The organism is Rhodococcus wratislaviensis, from assembly GCF_041228765.1.
GTDB lineage: Bacteria > Actinomycetota > Actinomycetes > Mycobacteriales > Mycobacteriaceae > Rhodococcus_F > Rhodococcus_F wratislaviensis.
Genome location: NZ_CP150488.1, coordinates 7,439,266 through 7,457,859, shown reverse-complemented (window position 1 = coordinate 7,457,859; position 18,594 = coordinate 7,439,266). Strand labels below are relative to the sequence as shown.

The window sequence follows — 18,594 nt, the reverse complement described above, 5'->3', positions numbered from 1 at the left end:
TGTATGCATGGCGGGCGAGAGCAAGAGCGAACAGGTATACGAGCAGCTCAAGCAGGACATCTTGACCGGGACCCTGTCCCCGGGTCAGTCGCTGAGCGCCATCGACGTGGGCACGCGGTTCTCGGCGTCGCGCACCCCGGTTCGCCAGGCCTTCCTCCGCCTCGAGGGGGAGGGGCTGGTCTCCCTCATCGACCGTCAGGGCGCGCGGGTCGCTCCCATCTCGATCAAGAGCGTTCGGGACCTGTTCGAGCTACGCATCCTGCTCGAGGCGGCCGCGGCGCGGATGGTCGCCGAGGCCGTCACCCGGGACACCGCGGCCCGGCAGCAATTCGACGAGGTAGCGGCGGCACTCGAGGCGATCTCCGAGGAGACCCCGTCCGATTCCCGGCGGGATCGCTTCTACGCACTCACGGAGACCTTCGACCAGGCCGTGATCGCGCACACCCGGAATTCGCAACTCGCCCGATCGATCGCCGAACTCCGGCCGCACACCGAGAGGCTCCGCAACATAGCCCACTCCCACCCGGACCGTCTGGACGTCTCGCTGGCGGAGCACCTGTCGATGTGCCGTGCGATCCTCGCCGGCGACGGACCGGCGGCGGCCGCGGCCTGCACCGAGCATCTGACCCAGACGCAGAAGACCATCCTCGACGCGGTCGTCAATCCGCACGGATCGGCCGTCGCCATCGACCTGGTCACCGCGTAGTCGGCGCGATCAGAGCGCGAGGATGGCGGGGACGCTGAGGACTGCCACGTAATACCCCATGAACAGGACGCCGGCGTGGATCTTGAACGCCCGCGACAGCAGACCGCCGACGAGTCCGACGGTGAGGGTGACGGCGAGGCCGAGGGTGCCGCCCTCCCAGATGCTGATGACGACGACCAGGCCGGTGAACGTGGCGATGATCGCCTCGTGGCTGACGTACCGGACGACGAGCGTGGCCGCGCGGTGGGCGAAGTTCATCGCGAACGGGTACGCGATAATCGCGGCGATCACCACTGCGCCGAGACCGTAGAGCAGGAACTCCCAGTTCGTCAGTGCCGTGGACAGGTTGCGGATCTGCCCGGTGCCGTCGTCGGTGGTGAAGACCGGTGGCGCGTTGAACAGGGGTGCGGCCGGTCCTGCGGCGACCGGGCTCAGCGGCAGACCGAACGCGATGAGTGGAATGAGCGCCTCGGCGATGTAGGTGGATTCGGTGGTTCCGTTGCGGGCGGCGATCACCGACGTCAGCCGGTGGTAGCCCTGCTTGACCCGTGAGCCGACGACCTCACCCATGAGCACGGTCATCGCGACCGGGCTGAAGACGAACGTGGCGCTCGAGACGGTCGCGGTCGCCGCGACCTGTGCGGTCTGTCTGCTGTCGAGCATCCGGAAGGGGTTCGGGAAGTATCCCTTCCACCCCTTGAGCTCCGGGGCGAGCCACACCGTCGCCGGTTCGGTGCGGGCCATGTCCTTGCGTCCCGACGCACCCAGCACGAGGAACAGGTCCGCGATGAGGGGGCCGACCGCGATGCCGAGGAAGTAGCTGATGTTCAGGGAGATGTCGTAGCTCTGCGTCAGTGACTTGAGGGCGAGGATGAGCACGACGAACGGCACGAGCGCGGCCACCCCGGACCACTTGCCCGGCGACGTGTAGGCGATCGCGACGGCGGCGACGAGGAACAACCACGGTGCCACCGACTGGACCGTGTCCGCGACCGGTGCGAGCAGGGTGGCGAACAGCACCGCCACCGGGACGGCGATGAACGCGGAGATGATCGCACCCGAGATCGCCTTGCGCAGGGCGATGTGCGGCACACCGAGGCTGCGCAGCAACCGCGCCTCACGCATCAGCGGAACGGCCATCGTGTCGCCGGGGATGCCGAGCAACGTGGTGGGCACCGCGTGGGTCATGTGCTTGGCGACGGCGCCGGCGAGGAAGAAGGTGAACACCGCCGCGGGCGGGGCGCCGAGCAGGATGACCAGCAGCGTCAGCGGGGCGATGGTGGCCGTCTCGTCGGTCCCGGACACCAGCCCGATCAGGGAGAACACGACGGCGCCGATGACGCCGAGCGCGATCGCGATCAGGACGTCGTTGGTGAACAGTACGCTCATGATCGTCCGCCCGTCTCGGGCGTCTGCGTCTCCGCCTCGACGAACCGGTCGTAGAGGTCGAGATCCTTCAACTCCCGGACCGTCTGTGCGGGCAGGTCGCTGACCGACCCCAGCCCCTGGCGCTCTTCCTGCAGAACCCGGATGACGTCGCCGACCGTGTCGCCCTCGGACGAGTCGACGGCGATGTTCCGCTTGGGGCGGAACAACTTCCCGCTGACGACGCCCGCGACGAGGCAGGCGGCGATCCCGACCAGAAGTGCATATGCCTCTGCCAGAGACGAATCCGTGACGAAGGAGTTGAAGAGTGCGGTCGCGCCGAGGAGCGCGCAGACGCTCACGACGATACCGATGACGACGGAGGCGGCGAGATCTCGCCCGGCCACCGTGTCGCCCCACACCTCGAGATAACGAGGCCGAGTCTGATCGTCGGTGGGCGGGGGGGCCTGCGGTGCGGGCTGGCTTTCGATGGACATCGTCTGTACTTCCGTGTGAGGGGTGTCGTGCGCTAGGAGCGGGCGGCGGTCAGTGCGGTCGCCACCCGCGACGGGCTGGGATGGCCGATGTGCCCGGCCATCCAGCGGGACGTGTCGGTCAGTGCGTCGAGATCGATGCCCGTGTCGATGCCGAGGCCGTGCAACATCCACACCAGGTCCTCGGTGGCGAGGTTCCCGGTGGCACCCTTCGCGTAGGGGCATCTGCCGAGGCCTCCTGCCGCGGTGTCGAATTCGGTGACTCCCGCGATAAGCGCGGCGTGCACGTTGGACAGCGCCTGGCCGTACGTGTCGTGGAAGTGTCCTGCGATCGAGCCGATCGGAACACCGGCGGCCTGCACGGCGTCGAGCACGGCGCGGACGTGTCCGGGGGTGGCGACGCCGATGGTGTCACCGAGTGAGATCGACGAGCATCCCATGCCCGTCAGTTCCGCGGCGATGTCGGCGACACGACCGGGGTCGACCCGCCCCTCCCACGGATCACCGAAGCACATCGAGATGTAGCCACGCGTGCCGATGCCTTCGGCCCGCGCACCCTCGACCACCTGCCGGGCGTTGTCGAGCGCCCCGGCGACGGTGGTGTTCAGGTTTTTCCGGGCGAACGCCGCGGTGGCGCTGACGAAGACGGCGATCTCCCGGGCACCCGCGGTGAGCGCCCGCTCCAGTCCCCGCTCGTTGGGGGCCAGCACGACCTGGCGGACGGTGTCGGGGAGGTCGAGTTCGGCCACGAGCGCTGCGGCGTCGGCGAGCTGCGGAATCCATTTCGGGGAAACGAAACTCGTCACCTCGAGCGCTCGGACCCCGGCGGACACGAGCCGACGGCAGAACTCCGCCTTGACCGCGGTGGGAACCAGGGTCGACTCGGCCTGGAGCCCGTCGCGCGGTCCCACCTCGTAGACGCGAACCGTCGAGGGTAGGGAGGGATCGGCGAATTCGTGGGGCGCCGGACGCCACACCGGTGCGAGATCCGCGGGGGTGGTCATGTCAGTGTCCGGAACGAAGGTCGGCGAGCACCTTTTCCGCGTGCTCGACCCGGATGCGCTGGTCGTCGATGAGCCGCTTGACCACGACGTCGAGTTCGTCGCTGGTGGCGCCGGCCGAGGCGGCGATGGTGCGGGCGTGCAGACTCATGTGGCCGCGCTGGATGCCCTCCGCGGCCAGGGCGCGGCAGGCGCCCAGGTTCTGCGCGAGTCCCACCGCGACGATCACGTCCGCCAGTTCCGAGGCGGTGGACACGCCGAGCATCTTCACCGCGGCCTGCGCGACGGGGTGGACCTTGGTGGCGCCGCCGACCAGTCCGACGGCCATCGGCACCTCGAGGGTGCCGGAAAGGTGACCGTCCGCGGTCTTCTCGAAGTGCGAGAGCGCCGCATACCGGCCGTCCGCGGCGATCGCGTGCGAGTGGCAGCCCGCCTCGACGGCGCGGGTGTCGTTGCCGGTGGCCAGGACGGCGGCGGTGATGCCGTTCATGATGCCCTTGTTGTGGGTGGCGGCGCGGTAGGGGTCGGATTCGGCGAGCGCGGAGGCATGCACGATGTTGTCGACCACCTCGTCGCCGCCGAGCAGGTCCTTGTCGAACACGGCCCGGGCCCGGGTTATGCGCAGGTCCGCCTTGTTCGTCAGGATCCGCAGCAGGGTGCGCCCGCCGGAGATCTCGGCGAGTCGCGGTGCGATGGCCTCGGCCATGGTGTTGACGGCGTTGGCGCCCATGGCATCTCGCACGTCGACGTGAATGTGCACCACGACGTGCACGCCGGTGCGCGTCGGGACGAGTCGGACGGTGAGGTCGCGGGCACCGCCGCCGAATCGCACGAGCATCGGATCCTGGGCGTTGGCCAGTTCGAGGATCTCCGTGCGTGCCTCGAGCACCCGCAGCCGGGACGCCTCGGGGTCGGGGCAGTCGAGGATCTGGATCTGGGCCTGCATCACCGGGTCGGTGCTCGAGGTGTGGAAGCCCCCGTGCACCCGCGCCATCCGGGCGGCGTTGCTGGCCGCGGCCACCACGGACGGCTCCTCGGTGGCCATCGGCACGAGATAGTCACGCCCGTTGACCGTGAAGTTGGTCGCGACACCCACCGGGATCCCCATCACCCCGACGACGTTCTCGATCATGTGATCGGCCTGCTCGACCCCGAGACCCCGCTCGGGATCGAACACGGCGACGTCGAGGTCGGACAGCCCGGTCCTCTCGGCGACCACCGTGCGGCGCTGCTGCGCGCTGGAATCCTTCAGACCGGGGATGCGGCTGTTGACGGGCACTGTGTTCCTCCACGTACTCACGGGCGGCCGGACGTGTGGTGCGCCCCTACGACAACCCTGTCATGTGCTTCGGTTCACACGGTATGGGCACTCCGCCGACTTCGACATGTATCGATCGCACATGTATTTCCTCCAGGAATGTGTGACTGTCACTGCCCCCGTAGTTCGTCGAGTCGGACCGCAGCCGAGATTCGGAACAGGTGTTCGTCGCTCCGCCACTCGGGCCCCAGCAGCATCTCCAGTCGGTGGAGGCGCTGCAGAATCGTGTTGGTGTGGTAATTGAGAGCCCGCGCCGTCTTCGTCGGGCTGCCCTCGTTGCGGACGAATGCGCGCAAGGTGGCGAGCAGGTCTGTGCCCTTACTGTCGTCGTACGCGCGCACCGGACCGATGGTCTCGTCGATGAACGCGTTCAGCGTCCGCGCGTCGGTGTCGAACAGCAGCGCATACGGCAGATACGCATCGGTGCTGACCGCCGCGTCGGTGGTGTCGAGCGCCGCCAGCAGCCGAGCGGTGCGGAGCCCGGACTCGAATCGGGCGGGGAGCGCGTCCGGAGACTCCGCCCGCGGCGTCGTGATCGCGAGGACCGGGCAGTGCAACGTTTCGTGCAGGTAGTCGCGCAGTTCCGCGACGAGTTCGGGTGGGGCGGTGGTGGTGAGAACGGCCACGACCATGCCGGCGTGTTCCCCGACCAGGCCGTGGCCGCCGACGAAGGCGCTGGCCGCGCGGGCGGCGGTGGCACGGTTCTCAGCCGGGACCGAGATCAGCACGACAGTGTCGAGGGCGGCGAGGGTGACTCGCCGGGCGCGTACCCGTCGTTCCAGATCGCGGCGCCGTTCGGGCGCCGGGTCGAGCAGGTCCGCGACCAATTCGACCCGGGCCCGCAGGTCTGTGTCGGCCACCGCGTTCTGCTGCAGTACCAGCAGTGCGCCGACCTGCGCGGCACGTTCGATGGTGCGCTCGTCGACCGGTCCGAGTTCGATGTCCCCGGACCCGACCAGCACTGCGCCGAAATACAGTTCGCCCGCGATGACAGCGGCCACGATCGGCGTCACGGGGTCGTCGACGCGAACGCAACGTCCGGTGGTCCGGCTCGTCGTGATGGCATCGAGCACCACCGGCGGCAACTGGACCGATACCTGCCCGGCAGGCGTGGGGTGGGAGGCGACGGGGTGCAGATCCCGGTCGACGATCGTGACCGTCCGCCCGAGTGCCGTCGAGAGAGTGCCTGCCACCTGCTCGAATCCGCCCCCGACCAGGACGGCCTCGATGAGTTCCTGGTGCACCACAGTGGACCGGTCGCGGACCTGCAGGTAGTCGGTCAGTCGGTCGAGTGCCGTGCGTGCCTCGTCCTCGGACCTGCGAACCTGCTCGAGGGTGCTGGCGGTCTGCAGCACCACCGACGCGTGATCGGCGAGCGCGGACAGCACGGCGATCTCGTCCGGCGTGAAGGCGTATTCCTGGCGGGTGGCGGCGAACAGCACACCGAGCACGTGACCGTCCGACAGCATCGGCACCCCGAGAATCGACACGATCCCCTCCGCCGCAACCGCATCGTCGATGAGTTCCTCGTGCGGTCCTTCCGCGTAGTCCTGATAGCGCAGAACCCATTGCGCGGCACGAGAATCGGCGATCTGACTCGCCAGCCCCATTCCCGGGGGAACGCGGAGGTGCTGGAACTGCGGTGTCACCGATCCGGCGGTCTTGCGGACGTTCAGTTCCCGCGTCGACGGATCGAACTCGGACAGGTACGTGACGTCGGTGCCCATCATCTCGTGGGCGCGGCTCACCAACCGTCCGAGGAGGGCGTCGATGTCACGGAGTTCGGCGAGTTCGCGGGCACTCGAGAACAACACCCCGAGTTCGCGCTCCCGTCGCCGCAAACGGCTCAGCTCGACCTGGTGCCGGCGCACCTTCTCCGCGAACGCCGCCCGGTCGGCCGGACCGGCAGCGACACGGTCGAGCGCATCGCGCACCGCGGCCGAGTCGACCGTCAGTTCGCCGACCATCGCGTCGGCGAGTATCCCCAGCGCGTCTCCGCTCTCGAGTGAATCCATGCGTACAGCCTGCCCTGACCACCGGAGAAGTCCCTACTGATCGAGATCAGCGCCCGCACGAATCCCGGCAAACGGGCAGATGCCGCCGTCGGAGCGGCGGCATCTGCCCGTGCGGGATCATCCCTTCTTGAGGATCACGGTCTTCGTCTCGGTGTATGCGTCGAGGACCGCCGCACCGTGCTCACGTCCCCAACCGGACTGCTTGTAACCGCCGAACGGCAGGGCGGGGTCGAGCACGTGGTAGCTGTTGATCCACACCGTCCCGGCTTTGATGCCCGCCGCGACGTTGTGGGCCTTCGACACATCCGAGGTCCAAATGCCCGCGGCGAGACCGTACTCGGTGTCGTTGGCGGTCCGGACGATGTCGTCGATGTCGTCGAACGGTATCGCGGTGACGACGGGTCCGAAGATCTCTTCCTTCACCACCCGCATGTTCGGTGTGGTGTCGACGAGGACCGTCGGCTCGACGAAGTAACCGACGTCGCCCTTCCGGCCCCCACCGGTCACGGCAGTGGCACCTTCGGCCCTGCCGCTGTCCAGGTATCCGAGAACGGTGTCGAGTTGTTTCTCGGACACGACGGGACCCATCTGGGTGTCCGGGTCGAGGCTGTCGCCGACCTTCAACGTGGACGCGATCTCGGCGACCCCTTCGACGACCCGGTCGTACACCGTGGACTGCACGAACAGCCGTGACCCGGCCTCGCAGGCCTCACCTTGATTGAAGAAGATGGCCATCGCCGCACCCTCGATGGCGGCGTCGATGTCGGCGTCGCCGAAGACGATGTTGGGGATTTGCCGCCGAGTTCGAGGGTCACCTTCTTCAGGTTGCCGCGCGCGGCACCGACGATGTGCCGTCCCACCTCGGTCGACCCCGTGAACGAGACCTTGTCGACGCCGGGATGAGCGCTGAGTGCGGCGCCGACGTTCTCACCGTCGCCTTGCACGATGTTCACCACGCCGTCGGGGATACCGGCCTCGCGGAGCACCTCGCCGAGTAGTGCTGCGCTGAGCGGGGTCTGTTCCGCCGGCTTGAGGATGACGGTGTTGCCCGCGGCGAGCGCGGGGCTCAGCTTCCAGGCTGCCAGGAGCAGCGGGAAGTTCCAGGCGACGATCGCGGCGACGACGCCCACCGGCTCGCGCACGGTGTACGCGAGGTAGTCGCCGGGCGCTGCGGTGGAGGTGACCGGAATTGTGCTGCCCTCCAGTTTCGTGGGCCACCCCGCCATGTAGCGGAACCAGTCGGCGGACAGGGGGACATCGACGAGACGTGCGTAGGTCAGTGGCTTTCCGTTGTCGAGCGCTTCGACGAGCGCGAACTCCTCGACCCGTTCGTCCAGCAGATCGCCGACCCGCCAGAGAATTTTGCTTCGCTGTGCCGGAGTCATGCGTCCCCACGGTCCGTCGAGTGCTCGGCGAGCAGCCGACACCGCCCGGTTGACGTCCTCGTCGCCGCCGAACGCGACTTGCGCCAGAGTTTCACCATTGCACGGATTGACAGTGGGGAAGACTTCGCCGGAGGCGGAGGGAACATTCCGGCCGTCGATCAGGTGGAGAACGGGGCTCGCCAGGAAGTCGGAGACCTCGGGTGACGGTGCGGGTGCTGTCGTTGTCATGGTGTGCTCCTCGATGGTGTATTCGGCCTGTCGGCCGAGGGTGGGCAGAGATGTGGACGGTGGTCCGCGCAACGGGGCGCGGCTCTCGCTCTGCGCGGAAGATCGTCAATTACCCGGAACCGCAGTGCAGTTCGTCATCCGACGGCTCGTGGACGACGCTAGCCTCCCGCGCCGAACGCCATCTGTGTGGAAACCGGACAGTTTCTTGACATCCCCGTCGGAATGCGCAGAATTTGGAGTGCGACAGGCACCGGTTCCGAGTACCCGGCACCGGTGACCCTGCCCAGAAACCGGGAGGTGTCATGCCCTATTGGTCCACCTCGGGTCTGAGCACTCGCGATCAGGCGAGTTACTGGGGTGACGTCGTGTGTGAGGCCTTCACTCCACTGGCGCCGCAGCGTGGGCGTGCCCAGACTGCCCGTAGCGCGACCCCGGACGGGATTCCCGGATGGGTGCGCTCGGAGGTGCTGGTCGAGACGAACTGCGCCGAGATCTCCTCGTGCACACAGCTACTGACTCACGGACCCAGGGAAGTTCGCCGTGCGCCCCTGGATGCTGTGTTCGTGAATCTGCAGTTGGAGGGAACGTGTTACGGAGAGCAGGATGGACGCCGCTGCATCGTCCGTCCGGGCAGCTATGCAGTGTTCGATACCGGGAGCCGGACGACGCGGCCAGTTGGCGGGTGCTGTCATTTCGCATTCCTCGGGATCGGTGGAGCGCGAACGTGCGGGGCGACGGGGCGACGGCGCGCGCCATCGACACCACGAGCGGACCGGGAAACGTCGTCGGGGCAATGATGTCTTCCCTATGGCGGGAGCGCCCCGCCTTCGACCAGACCACTGTGAGAGCCCTCGAGCGTTCCTTCACGGATGTTCTCGCCGCGGTGACCGAGCCCCCGGCCGGAGGAACCCGCACCGAAGATCGTGATGCGGCGCTCCGGCAGGTCGTCCGCCACTACATTCGCGCAGCAGTCCCTCTCGGTCGGGTGACCGCGGAGGCTGCCGCGCGCGAAGCCGCCGTCTCGGTGCGAACGCTGCACCGCCTGTTCCAGGCGGTCGGCGCCACGTTCGCGGAGTGCGTTCGCGACGAGCGCCTACAGGGGGCGATGCAGGACCTGGCGGTGGCGCCCGACTCGGTGACCGTGAGTGAGATTGCTGGGCGGTGGGGTTTCTACGACAGCTCGCATCTCACCCGCACGTTTCAGAGTTGTCTCGGTTGCACGCCCACGGAGTTTCGCGTCACGAGCAGAGCGTCGGGTGGCCGACCGGTCGTACGGGGTCACCCTCCCACGATTCCCGCGGCGGACAGCATCGGATCGTAGTCCGGCCGCTTCATTAGGGCGTGGAGTTGCCGGCGCCGAACGCCCATGTTGCCCCCGTCGTAGAGCGGGAAGCACAGGACGTCTTCCATGATTCCGGCGATCGGAGTCTGGTCTCCGTAGGAGTTCACTCCCACCACACGCATCGTGTCGTACACCACCTGAACCGCAAGTTCGGACGCGTAGATCTTGACCATGTGGCCGAGCTCTTCGTCGGCGCCGCCCGTCTGTCGTAGAGATCGCACGCTTTCCAGGTGAAGTATCGAGCGGCTTCGATCCGGGTCTTGATGTCGACCAGCATGTACCCGACGTTCTGGTAGTCGATGATCGGGACCGGACCCGAACGCCTGTCGCTCTTCGCGAACGCGAACGCGTAGTCGAACGCCGCCCGCATTCGGCCGACACATGCGGCCCCGATGATCGACGAGGTCCAGTTGAACGTCTTCCGGACGATCTCGATGCCGTCACCGGGCTTTCCGATGATGTTTGCGGCAGGCACGCGCACGTCGGTGAAGGTGATGCGAGGTGATGCCGTGGCACGGTGCCCCATGGTGTCGATATAGGACTCGACAGCGACGCCGGGCGTGTCCCCGGGCACGACGATCACGGCCATCGATTCGTTCAGGGGAAGTGTCGGATCCGTACGGCAGAGAACGCTGATCAGTGCGGCACCGTTGCCGTCCCAGCCCGAACCGTTGGTGGTGAAGTGTTTGTCCCCGTTGATTACCCATTCGTCGCCGTCCAGGCGCGCGAATGTTTGCACACCTGCCGAGGCATCCGCATTGTCGAAGTTCGCGCCGCCTGCGGTCTCGGTGAACGCCCACGCCGCGAGCAGCGGTTCACTGCCGGCGAAGGGCGGCAGGAATCGGGCCTTCTGATCCGCGGTTCCGAAGTGGATGATGGGCTGCAGCCCCAATCCGGTGCCGAGCAGCGCACTCGGGACGTTGATGTCGGCACGGGTGAGTTCTTCTGCTGCCAAGGCGAAATCGAGCGAAGGCATAGCCGTTCCGCCGTACTCGACCGGCAGCAGTGCTTTGAGGAATCCGGCATGCACCATGTCCTGATAGAACGGTTCGATCGCCGCGAAGCGTGCCTCGGGCGTCGGAAGCGGGGCGATGACGCCTTCGACGAGACTGAGCCGCTCGTCGGCGAATGCTCGCGCCGCCTTCTGCAGGGCTGCCTGGTCTGGGCTCAGGTCGAAGTCGATTGTCATTGGGATCAGATCCTCCGTCGATTGTGTGACCCCGGACACGTCCGGGTGTGACACATCAATGGTGGTCCCGCGACGGCCCTCGGAATTGGACGGTTGCGACAGGACTCTGGGACGGTTGTGCCAGGACCTGATCGCTCACGGCTGTCAGATCAGTCGGCAGCGCCGGCGATCCGCTGCGCCGCCTCGTGCAGCGCTCGGGAGATCGCGTACATGCTGGGCGTGTACTCCCGGCGCGCCAGCGACGCGATGTAGATCGACCGGGTGGGAACTCGGTCCTCGGCCCGGAACCGGACTGCTCGGACGTCGGGCCGATGATGCGCGACCGCGAGACGCGGGACCATCGCGATGCCCATGCCCGCGGCGACCATCGCTTCGATCTCCTGATAGTCATGGGCCTCATAGACGACGTCCGGTGTGAAGCCCGCGCCTTCGCAACTGCGGTAGAGCACCTCGGCCGCCGGGTGGTCGGCGTTGCGGATGATCCACCGAGCACCGCGCAGCGAGGCGACGGCGACGTCGTCCTGGGCGAGTTCGCCGTCCGCCGGCACGAGGAGCTGTGTCTGGTCCTCCATCAACGGGACCAGCGACAGCGACTTCTCGGTTTCCTCGGTCCATGCGTAGCTCCACAGCAGCGCGAGTTCCACCTCGCTCGAGCGCAGCATGTCCAGCAGGCGGGGGCGAACGGCGGAGTGGACGCGGACGTCGATGCCTGGCCATCGGGCGTGGCAGTCCTTGAGGGCATCCGACAGCAGTGACGCGCTGACGGTGGGGAAGGACCCGAGCCGGACCGTGCCGCTCTCGAGTCCCCGGAGGGCTTCGAGATCCCCACGCGCGGCCCGCATCTCGCGGCGGAACAGGCGTGCCCGGGCGGCGAGGATTTCGCCCGCTTCGGTCAGCCGGACGCCTCGGGGCAGGCGGGTGAGCACCGGCTGCCGGATGTTCTGTTCGAGCTTCGCGATGCGCTGGGACGCGGCCGACGGCGTCATGTTCGCCTGCTCGGCGCCGCCGGTGAGTGAACCCGCATCGGCGATGTCGAGCAGCAGGAAGAGCGTGACGACGTCGAACGTGTTCTGCATGCCATCTCCCAGCGTTCAGTTGCGCTAAACGAAATGGTAGCAAAACGACATTGTTCTGAACGCAGGTCGTCCATAACGTGATGTGGGCCACGACCAACAGAAGGATGTACCGTGCAAACACCAGCAACTCTCATGCGAGGCGGAACCAGCAAGTGTTGGTTGTTCGATCACCGAGACGTTCCCGATGACCGGGTTCGTCTCGAGGACCTGCTCATCGAACTGTTCGGCGCCGAAGATCCTCGCCAGCTCGACGGGGTGGGCGGCGGCACCTCCGTCACGTCCAAGGCTGCCGTCGTGATGCCGAGCGCGGACCCCGACGTCGACGTCGACTTCCTGTTCGCGCAGGTGGCGATCGGCGCCCACCGGGTGGAATGGGGCAGCAACTGCGGGAACTGCGCCACCGCGGTCGCTCTCTGGGCCGTCGACAAGCTCGGACTCTCCCGTGGGGAGTCGCACACCGAGGTGCGGATGCGCAATCTCAACACGAACGCCGTCATCCACGCGCGGGTTGCCACACCGTCGGCGTCGTCCCCGGCCCGCTTCGACAGCGTCAGCGTTCCGGGGGTCCGGGGGACCGGGACGGCCGTCGATCTGGCCTTCGTCGACCCCGCGGGCAGCACCACCGGCAGCCTGTGGCCGACGGGGAAGCACCGGGACAGCATCGTGGTGGACGGTATCCGTGTCGACATCTCGATGGCCGACGCCGGCGCCCCCGTCGCCCTGGTACGCGCCGATTCGCTGGGAGTCTCCGCCGCGGCGACGGAAGAACAACTGCAGCAGTACGTTCCGATGCTGCGCCACATCAGGGCGCGCGCCGCCGTCGCGATGGGTTTGGCAACGTCGATCGAGACCGCACCGGACGCCATCCCGAAGGTGGGTCTCGTCGGACCGGCCGTGCCCTACTGCACGACACTCGGCGAAGACGTCGACGCTGCGGACTACGACATCTCCGTCCGCATGTTGTCGATGAACGCCCCGCATCCCACGATCGGTCTCACCAGCGCGGTGGCCGTCGCCCTCGCGGCGCGTTCGGGTGACTCGACCGTCGGCTTCGCAGGCGCAGCGGCCCCGGCGAACTTCGCCGTCACGATCGGCACCCTCGGTGGGCGAGTGCGATGCACCGTCGAGAGGGACGGTGGGCACGAACGGGTGCTCCTGCAGCGAGCCGCACGACGCATCGCCGAATCCACTCTGTACTCCCGCGACCGGCTTTCCGCCTGACTTCGACCAGCACGCACACAGCGAACCGAAAGAACGACTATGACGTCCATCGAGATTCTGCCACTCATCGCGCTGGTCGCGATGTTCGTGACAGCAACCATCTTTCCGATCAACATCGGCATTCTGGGCTTCATCGGGGCCTTCGTCGTGGGGGCGTTCGCGCTCGGATACGACGACAAGGAGATTCTTGCCGAGTTCCCCAGCTCGATCGTCCTCACCATCATCGGTGTCACGTACTTCTTCGGAATGGCGAAGCGGAACGGAACCATCGATCTTCTGGTCAACGCCTGTATCCGGGCCGTCCGCGGCCGTGTGACCGTCGTTCCGTGGGTCTTCTTCTTCTCCGCGTCGGTGCTGACCGCACTCGGCACGTTCAGTCCGGCCGCCGTCGCCCTGATCGCGCCGGCCGCGATGGCCTTCGCTGCCCGCACGCGAATGAGTCCCCTCGTGATGGGCATCATGACCATCAACGGGGCGCACGCCGGTGCGTTCTCGCCGATCTCGGTTTCCGGTGTCCTCGTCCGTGACATCGTCGAATCCAACGGCCTCACGATCGCGCCCTGGACGTTGTTCTTCGCCAGCTACGGGATCAACACGCTGCTCTCCGTGTTCACCATCGCCGGTTATGCGGTCCTCGCCCGGGTACGCGACCTCGACTACTCGGCCATGGGCGCGACGACCGGCGACGGAGGCGATGGCGGCGCGAGCGGTACGCGCGGCGACGGCCCGTGGACGCCGTCCACGGGCGGTTCCGCGGCGGGCACCCAGGTACTGACCCGCGTGCACCGCCCGTCGACGGACATCGCGCCCGCGATCGAACCCGTCACCAGGGTGCAGAAGCTGACACTCGTCCTCATCGCCGCGGTACTCGTGCTGGTGCTCGTGCTGCACCTGCCCATCAGCTTCGTCGCCATCGCCGCCGGTGCGATCCTGGCGTTCACCGACCTCTCGAAGCAGAACGAGGCGATCGCGGGCATCAGCTGGTCGACGGTGCTTCTCGTCGCGGGCATGGTCACCTACATCTCCCTCCTGCAGGAGCTGGGCACGATCGACCACCTCGCGCAGATGGCGATCAAGGTCGGTGCACCGCTGCTGGTGGCGCTCGTGCTCTGCTACGTCATCGGCGTGACGTCGGCCTTCGCCTCGTCGACGGCGTTGCTGACGGCGGTCATTCCGCTCGCACTTCCCCTCCTGGAAACCGGTGCACTCCCGGTCGTCGGGGTCGTGGCTGCACTGGCCATCTCCGCCACCGTCGTCGACGTGTCACCGTTCTCGACGAACGGAGCGCTCGTGCTGGCCAGTGCCCAGAACATCGAACGACGCGCGTTCTACCGCCAGCTCCTCCTCAACGCCGCCGTGGTCGTCGCGGTTGCGCCCGCGCTCTGCTGGCTGATTCTCGTCGTGGCGCCCGGACTGTTCGGGTAGGTAGCCCGGTCTAGTACTTCGGTCTATGTCGGATACTCTGAGTGTGCCTCGGCTCGGCGAGCGAAAGGGTCTGCACATGCGAAGCGACGACGACGCCCGGAGCGGCGGCTCCGTTCCGATGCCCCGGCAGGCCGTCACCATGCAGGACATCGCCGACCGCGTGGGCGTGTCGAAGGCATTGGTCTCCATGGTGTTTCGGCGCGTTCCCGGACCGAGTGCCGAGACGCGGAAACGGGTTCTCGACGTCGCGGACGAGCTCGGGTACCGACCGAACCGTACGGCCGCACTGATGTCGCTCCGGCGGACCCACCTCGTGGGTGTGATGGCGGATATCCGCAACAGCTTCCACGCCGAGATGGTCGAGTACATCGTGGCCGCGGCCGACGATCACGGGTACGAGGTGGTGCTCGGTGCGCTGACTCCCACGCACGCCGAACCGAAAGTCGTCGAAACACTGCTCGATTTCCGCTGCGAGGCCCTGATCCTGCTCGGCACCGAACTGAGCACCGACGTTCTCGACACGCTCGGGGAGCGGGTACCGGTCGTCGTGGTCGGTCGGCGCGTCGGAGACGGTGCGGTCGACGTCGTGCGGACCGCGGACGGCAAGGGTATCGGCACCGTCGTCGACCATCTCGTGGACCTGGGGCATCGCCGGATCACGCACCTCAGCGGTGGTCCGGGCACGATTGCGGCCGACCGGAGGTCGGGATACACCCGGGCAATGCGTCGTCACGGACTCGAGATCGACGTCGTCGAGGGCGACTTCACCGACAGCGCCGGAACCGTGGCCGCGGAGACTCTGCTCGGGCGGTCGCAGCTTCCCACCGCGGTGATCGCGGCCAACGACCGGAGTGCCATCGGGCTGATCGGCGAACTGCGGAGCCGGGGTGTGCGGATTCCCGAAGACGTCTCGGTCTCCGGATACGACGACAGTGTGCTCGCCCAGCTCGCGCACATCGATCTGACATCGGTCAATCAGCAACCGCGGGAGCAGGCCGCCACCGCGGTCGACGCGGTCATCCAACGGCTGGACCGGGGGAGGACCGAATCGGTGGCGACCGTCCTCCGGCCGCGGCTCGTCGCGCGTCGTACCACCGGACCCGCGCCGGCACCGGTGGAAGGATCCCAGTCGGGCGTGTCCTGACCTGCGGCGGCCGTCAGCGTTCGGCGGGCCGGGGGTTGCTCGGCCGGCGCGGGCAGCGTGCCCAGATCGTGGGTGTAGAGCCAGGTGGTGGCCTTTTCGTAGAAGTGCCCGAAGGCGATCGGCATGACGAGGTCGCGGAGCCGGCGAGCGAGCGGGCCGCTGGTCTTGGCGTCGCGGTTGATGCGGGCCGCCTCGGCCATCTTCCCGATCCGGGCGCGGCGGAGCCGGTCGTACTCGGCGAGACCTTCTCCGGTCGAGTCGGCCTTTGCGAGTGCCCGAGCCAGGACCACGGCATCTTCGATGGCCATGGAGGCGCCTTGCCCCGCGCCGACCGGGTGGGCGGCGTCGCCGACGAGGACGATGCGTTCGTCATGCCGGACCGGGACTTCGGCCAGTGTGTGCATGAGCGTCGGACGGTGCAATTGCGTGGTCGCCCTGATGATCTCGAGCGGCTGCGGCTCGAACCGGTACAGCTCGGCGAGTCGATCGAGCCACTGGTCCTCGCCGACATCTGTCAGTTTCGGAGGCCGGGATCGGCAACCTGCGCGGACCACCACACGGTTCCGTCCGGCGCCGGGATGTGGAGAAAGGCGCCGCAGCGCGCGAAGACCATGTTGAACGTGCCGGTCTCGGCCGGGACGCCGGCGGCGATGCCCGAGACGCTGTAGAGCCCGCCGTATGCGGGTCGGGGCGCGCCGGGATCGAGGACCGAGCGGGTAGCTGACCAGAGACCGTCGGCGCCGATCAACAGATCGGCGCGTGCGCTGGAACCGTCGGCGAACTGCGCGCGGATACCGTCGCCCGCGGGCTCGGCGCCTGCCAGCCGGCGGCCGGTGACGATCCGTACACCGGCCTGCTCGGCGCATTCACGCAGCACCTCGACCAGGGAACCGCGCATCAGGGTCGTACTGTGCAGCGGATCCCCCGACAGCCGTCCACGCGGAACTTCTGCCAGCAGCCTGCCCGTACCGGACCACATCCGCTGAGTGGGCACCGCGAAACCGGCCTCCTGGACTTGGTCCAGGCAGCCGAGGGTCTTCAGCCCCCGCAGACCGTTGGATGCCAGACTCAGAAATGAGCCCACCTGTCCTGCCGGGTCGGGGTGTGTTTCGTAGAGGGTGACGTCGGAACCGATGCGGCGCAATGCGATTGCAGTCGCGGCCCCGGACACACCTCCTCCTGCAACGACGACCTCCATGCGTCCTCCTGAACTGTCATTCACTGAATTCATTCTCAGTGAAAGTGTATTCAGTGTGCGCAGGGAGAGGGCGTTCGTCAAGGGGTGCGGCTCGTTTGCAGGCCCGCCGGGCCGGGGCTTGACAGGGCGTCGTGACTCAGCTCATAGTAGTCGTACTAGACCGGTTAAATAGACCGAACTAGCCGGAGGGCGTCTTCACTCTCGTGCGGGTGTCTGCGGGTAGCCGACGTGCACTCCCGCCGGGTCAACATCACACCGAAAGGCTTCCACTCATGACTTCCAACTCGATCGGTGTCGCCGTCATCGGCGGCGGCATGGCCGGACGAGCACACGCCGCCGGATATCGCATGGCGTCGACGCTGTTCGGAACCGACCGCCCCGACGTGCGTCTGGTCGCGATCGCCGACACCAACCAGGCCGTCGCCGACGACACCGCGAAGCGGTACGGGTACGAGCGGGCCGAGTACAGCTGGCAGGCCATTGCCGAATCGCCGGACATCGACGCCGTGAGCGTCGTCGTCGCCAACCAGTTGCACCGGGAGATCGTCGAAGGCCTCCTCGCTGCCGGGAAGCACGTGCTGTGCGAGAAGCCCCTGGCCGGGTCCATCGCGGACGCCGAGGCCATGGTCGCCGCCGCCGCGGACGCCGACACGATCGCGACTGTCGGGTACACCTACCGCCGGTCGCCGGCCATCCAGGCGATCCGGGACGAACTCGCGACGGGCCGTCTCGGCGACATCATTCACTTCAACGGGCACTACTGGTGCGACTACGGCCTGGACCCGGCCTCGCCGATCACCTGGCGGTACCGCGGGGGTCCCGGAACCGGTGCGCTTGCGGACGTCGGCAGTCACCTGCTCGACATGGCCGAATTCGTGTGCGGTCCGATCGTCGAGATCAGCGGCGCGACCTTCGCCACGGTGATCACGGAGCGTCCGGTGCCCGCCGGGGTCACCTACGGCCACACCAAGGCCGAGACCACCGGTGAGATGGCACCCGTCGAGAACGAGGACCTCGCGACGTTCACGGCGCGCTTCGAGAACGGCGCGGTCGGCACGTTCTCCGCTTCCCGTGTCGCGCACCAGCTTCCGGACGGGCTCGGTTTCGAGCTGTTCGGGACGTCCGGCTCCGCGGCGTTCGACCTGGCTCGCGCCGCCGAATTCTCGGTGTCCAGCGAGGGCCTCGACCGCACCGTGAACGGTCAGCGTCGGGTGATCATCGGACCGCAGCACCCGTACATCCAGGGTGGCCTGCCGATGGATGCCGGCGGTGTCGGCCACGGCAAGGCGGAGTTCTTCGCGTACCAGGCCCGTGCCTTCCTCGACCAGATCGCCGGCATCGACGTCCTCGGCCCGTTGCCGTCCTTCGCCCACGCGCTGCGCGGCATGCAGATCGTCACCGCCGTCGCGGAGTCTGCCCGCGCCGACGGAGCGGCCGTCAAGATCGGCTGAACCGCACCACCCCGAACCGCAAAAACTCTGAACCGC

At 67.6% G+C, this 18,594-nt stretch carries 15 protein-coding genes and 3 pseudogenes; 7 read left to right on the top strand and 11 right to left on the bottom strand.

The genetic code is table 11. The features are described 5' to 3' along the window. Positions 1-7: 7 nt before the first annotated feature. Positions 8-706, top strand: coding sequence for a GntR family transcriptional regulator (locus WKC72_RS34315; RefSeq protein ID WP_370181021.1), 699 nt, complete (start codon positions 8-10; stop codon positions 704-706). Between the two features lie 9 nt (positions 707-715). Here WKC72_RS34315 and WKC72_RS34310 read toward each other — a convergent pair whose 3' ends face one another. From WKC72_RS34310 to WKC72_RS34285, 6 genes and pseudogenes are all read right to left on the bottom strand, one after another. Then, positions 716-2,095, bottom strand: a complete 1,380-nt coding sequence (locus WKC72_RS34310) for a tripartite tricarboxylate transporter permease (RefSeq protein ID WP_370181020.1) — start codon at positions 2,093-2,095, stop codon at positions 716-718. Continuing rightward, the gene (locus WKC72_RS34305; protein WP_370181019.1) at positions 2,092-2,568 is read right to left on the bottom strand and encodes a hypothetical protein; all 477 of its coding nucleotides are present in this window, start codon (positions 2,566-2,568) and stop codon (positions 2,092-2,094) included. The genes WKC72_RS34310 and WKC72_RS34305 overlap by 4 nt, the downstream gene beginning before the upstream one ends. A gap of 32 nt (positions 2,569-2,600) precedes the next feature. Beyond that, on the bottom strand, positions 2,601-3,569 hold the full coding sequence (locus tag WKC72_RS34300; protein ID WP_370181018.1) for a hydroxymethylglutaryl-CoA lyase: 969 nt from the start codon (positions 3,567-3,569) through the stop codon (positions 2,601-2,603). Position 3,570: 1 nt separating this feature from the next. Continuing rightward, positions 3,571-4,845 (bottom strand): hydroxymethylglutaryl-CoA reductase, degradative, encoded by a 1,275-nt coding sequence (locus tag WKC72_RS34295; protein ID WP_268791391.1) that lies wholly within the window; start codon positions 4,843-4,845, stop codon positions 3,571-3,573. 149 nt (positions 4,846-4,994) lie between these two features. After that, positions 4,995-6,899 carry a helix-turn-helix domain-containing protein gene (locus WKC72_RS34290; RefSeq protein WP_370181017.1) on the bottom strand — a complete coding sequence of 635 codons (1,905 nt, stop codon included), beginning with the start codon at positions 6,897-6,899 and terminating at the stop codon, positions 4,995-4,997. 117 nt (positions 6,900-7,016) lie between these two features. After that, positions 7,017-8,512 (bottom strand): annotated as a pseudogene (locus WKC72_RS34285) (aldehyde dehydrogenase family protein). A 302-nt stretch (positions 8,513-8,814) separates the two neighbouring features. Between WKC72_RS34285 and WKC72_RS34280 the strand changes: the two are divergent. Next, positions 8,815-9,335 (top strand): annotated as a pseudogene (locus WKC72_RS34280) (hypothetical protein); the annotation flags it as partial. Further along, the gene (locus tag WKC72_RS34275; protein ID WP_370184625.1) at positions 9,309-9,833 is read left to right on the top strand and encodes a helix-turn-helix transcriptional regulator; all 525 of its coding nucleotides are present in this window, start codon (positions 9,309-9,311) and stop codon (positions 9,831-9,833) included. The pseudogene WKC72_RS34280 and the gene WKC72_RS34275, both read left to right, overlap by 27 nt. Here WKC72_RS34275 and WKC72_RS34270 read toward each other — a convergent pair. From WKC72_RS34270 to WKC72_RS34260, 3 genes are all read right to left on the bottom strand, one after another. Continuing rightward, complete coding sequence (locus WKC72_RS34270; RefSeq protein WP_370181016.1) at positions 9,791-10,027, bottom strand: acyl-CoA dehydrogenase family protein; 237 nt, start codon at positions 10,025-10,027, stop codon at positions 9,791-9,793. The two genes, WKC72_RS34275 and WKC72_RS34270, sit on opposite strands and share 43 nt — an antisense overlap. Continuing rightward, a complete protein-coding gene (locus tag WKC72_RS34265) occupies positions 9,958-11,043 on the bottom strand; it encodes an acyl-CoA dehydrogenase family protein (protein WP_370181015.1) in 1,086 nt (361 codons plus the stop codon). The genes WKC72_RS34270 and WKC72_RS34265 overlap by 70 nt, the downstream gene beginning before the upstream one ends. Before the next feature lie 149 nt (positions 11,044-11,192). Continuing rightward, a complete protein-coding gene (locus tag WKC72_RS34260; protein ID WP_112299011.1) occupies positions 11,193-12,119 on the bottom strand; it encodes a LysR family transcriptional regulator in 927 nt (308 codons plus the stop codon). Between the two features lie 111 nt (positions 12,120-12,230). Between WKC72_RS34260 and WKC72_RS34255 the strand changes: the two genes are divergently transcribed. The 3 genes from WKC72_RS34255 to WKC72_RS34245 all read left to right on the top strand — a co-directional run bounded on the left by WKC72_RS34255 (position 12,231) and on the right by WKC72_RS34245 (position 15,909). After that, on the top strand, positions 12,231-13,340 hold the full coding sequence (locus WKC72_RS34255; RefSeq protein WP_370181014.1) for a PrpF domain-containing protein: 1,110 nt from the start codon (positions 12,231-12,233) through the stop codon (positions 13,338-13,340). A gap of 39 nt (positions 13,341-13,379) precedes the next feature. Continuing rightward, positions 13,380-14,765 carry an SLC13 family permease gene (locus tag WKC72_RS34250; protein WP_037233139.1) on the top strand — a complete coding sequence of 462 codons (1,386 nt, stop codon included), beginning with the start codon at positions 13,380-13,382 and terminating at the stop codon, positions 14,763-14,765. Positions 14,766-14,841: 76 nt separating this feature from the next. Further along, the gene (locus WKC72_RS34245) at positions 14,842-15,909 is read left to right on the top strand and encodes a LacI family DNA-binding transcriptional regulator (RefSeq protein ID WP_081792397.1); all 1,068 of its coding nucleotides are present in this window, start codon (positions 14,842-14,844) and stop codon (positions 15,907-15,909) included. 251 nt (positions 15,910-16,160) lie between these two features. Here WKC72_RS34245 and WKC72_RS34240 read toward each other — a convergent pair. After that, positions 16,161-16,313 (bottom strand): annotated as a pseudogene (locus tag WKC72_RS34240) (FAD-dependent monooxygenase); the annotation flags it as partial. A 110-nt stretch (positions 16,314-16,423) separates the two neighbouring features. Then, positions 16,424-17,107 (bottom strand): FAD-dependent oxidoreductase, encoded by a 684-nt coding sequence (locus tag WKC72_RS34235; protein WP_370181013.1) that lies wholly within the window; start codon positions 17,105-17,107, stop codon positions 16,424-16,426. Positions 17,108-17,379: 272 nt separating this feature from the next. Here WKC72_RS34235 and WKC72_RS34230 point away from each other — a divergent pair, with 272 nt between their 5' ends. Then, positions 17,380-18,558 carry a Gfo/Idh/MocA family protein gene (locus WKC72_RS34230; RefSeq protein ID WP_011597451.1) on the top strand — a complete coding sequence of 393 codons (1,179 nt, stop codon included), beginning with the start codon at positions 17,380-17,382 and terminating at the stop codon, positions 18,556-18,558. The last annotated feature ends 36 nt before the right edge of the window (positions 18,559-18,594 follow it).

Bases quoted from the DNA above. Each gene is read 5' to 3' on its own strand.
- WKC72_RS34315 (WP_370181021.1), top strand. From the start codon at position 8: ATGGCGGGCGAGAGCAAGAGCGAACAGGTATACGAGCAGCTCAAGCAG.
- WKC72_RS34310 (WP_370181020.1), bottom strand. From the start codon at position 2,095: ATGAGCGTACTGTTCACCAACGACGTCCTGATCGCGATCGCGCTCGGC.
- WKC72_RS34305 (WP_370181019.1), bottom strand. From the start codon at position 2,568: ATGTCCATCGAAAGCCAGCCCGCACCGCAGGCCCCCCCGCCCACCGAC.
- WKC72_RS34300 (WP_370181018.1), bottom strand. From the start codon at position 3,569: ATGACCACCCCCGCGGATCTCGCACCGGTGTGGCGTCCGGCGCCCCAC.
- WKC72_RS34290 (WP_370181017.1), bottom strand. From the start codon at position 6,899: ATGGATTCACTCGAGAGCGGAGACGCGCTGGGGATACTCGCCGACGCG.
- WKC72_RS34275 (WP_370184625.1), top strand. From the start codon at position 9,309: ATGTCTTCCCTATGGCGGGAGCGCCCCGCCTTCGACCAGACCACTGTG.
- WKC72_RS34270 (WP_370181016.1), bottom strand. From the start codon at position 10,027: ATGGTCAAGATCTACGCGTCCGAACTTGCGGTTCAGGTGGTGTACGAC.
- WKC72_RS34265 (WP_370181015.1), bottom strand. From the start codon at position 11,043: ATGACAATCGACTTCGACCTGAGCCCAGACCAGGCAGCCCTGCAGAAG.
- WKC72_RS34260 (WP_112299011.1), bottom strand. From the start codon at position 12,119: ATGCAGAACACGTTCGACGTCGTCACGCTCTTCCTGCTGCTCGACATC.
- WKC72_RS34250 (WP_037233139.1), top strand. From the start codon at position 13,380: ATGACGTCCATCGAGATTCTGCCACTCATCGCGCTGGTCGCGATGTTC.
- WKC72_RS34245 (WP_081792397.1), top strand. From the start codon at position 14,842: ATGCGAAGCGACGACGACGCCCGGAGCGGCGGCTCCGTTCCGATGCCC.
- WKC72_RS34235 (WP_370181013.1), bottom strand. From the start codon at position 17,107: ATGGAGGTCGTCGTTGCAGGAGGAGGTGTGTCCGGGGCCGCGACTGCA.
- WKC72_RS34230 (WP_011597451.1), top strand. From the start codon at position 17,380: ATGACTTCCAACTCGATCGGTGTCGCCGTCATCGGCGGCGGCATGGCC.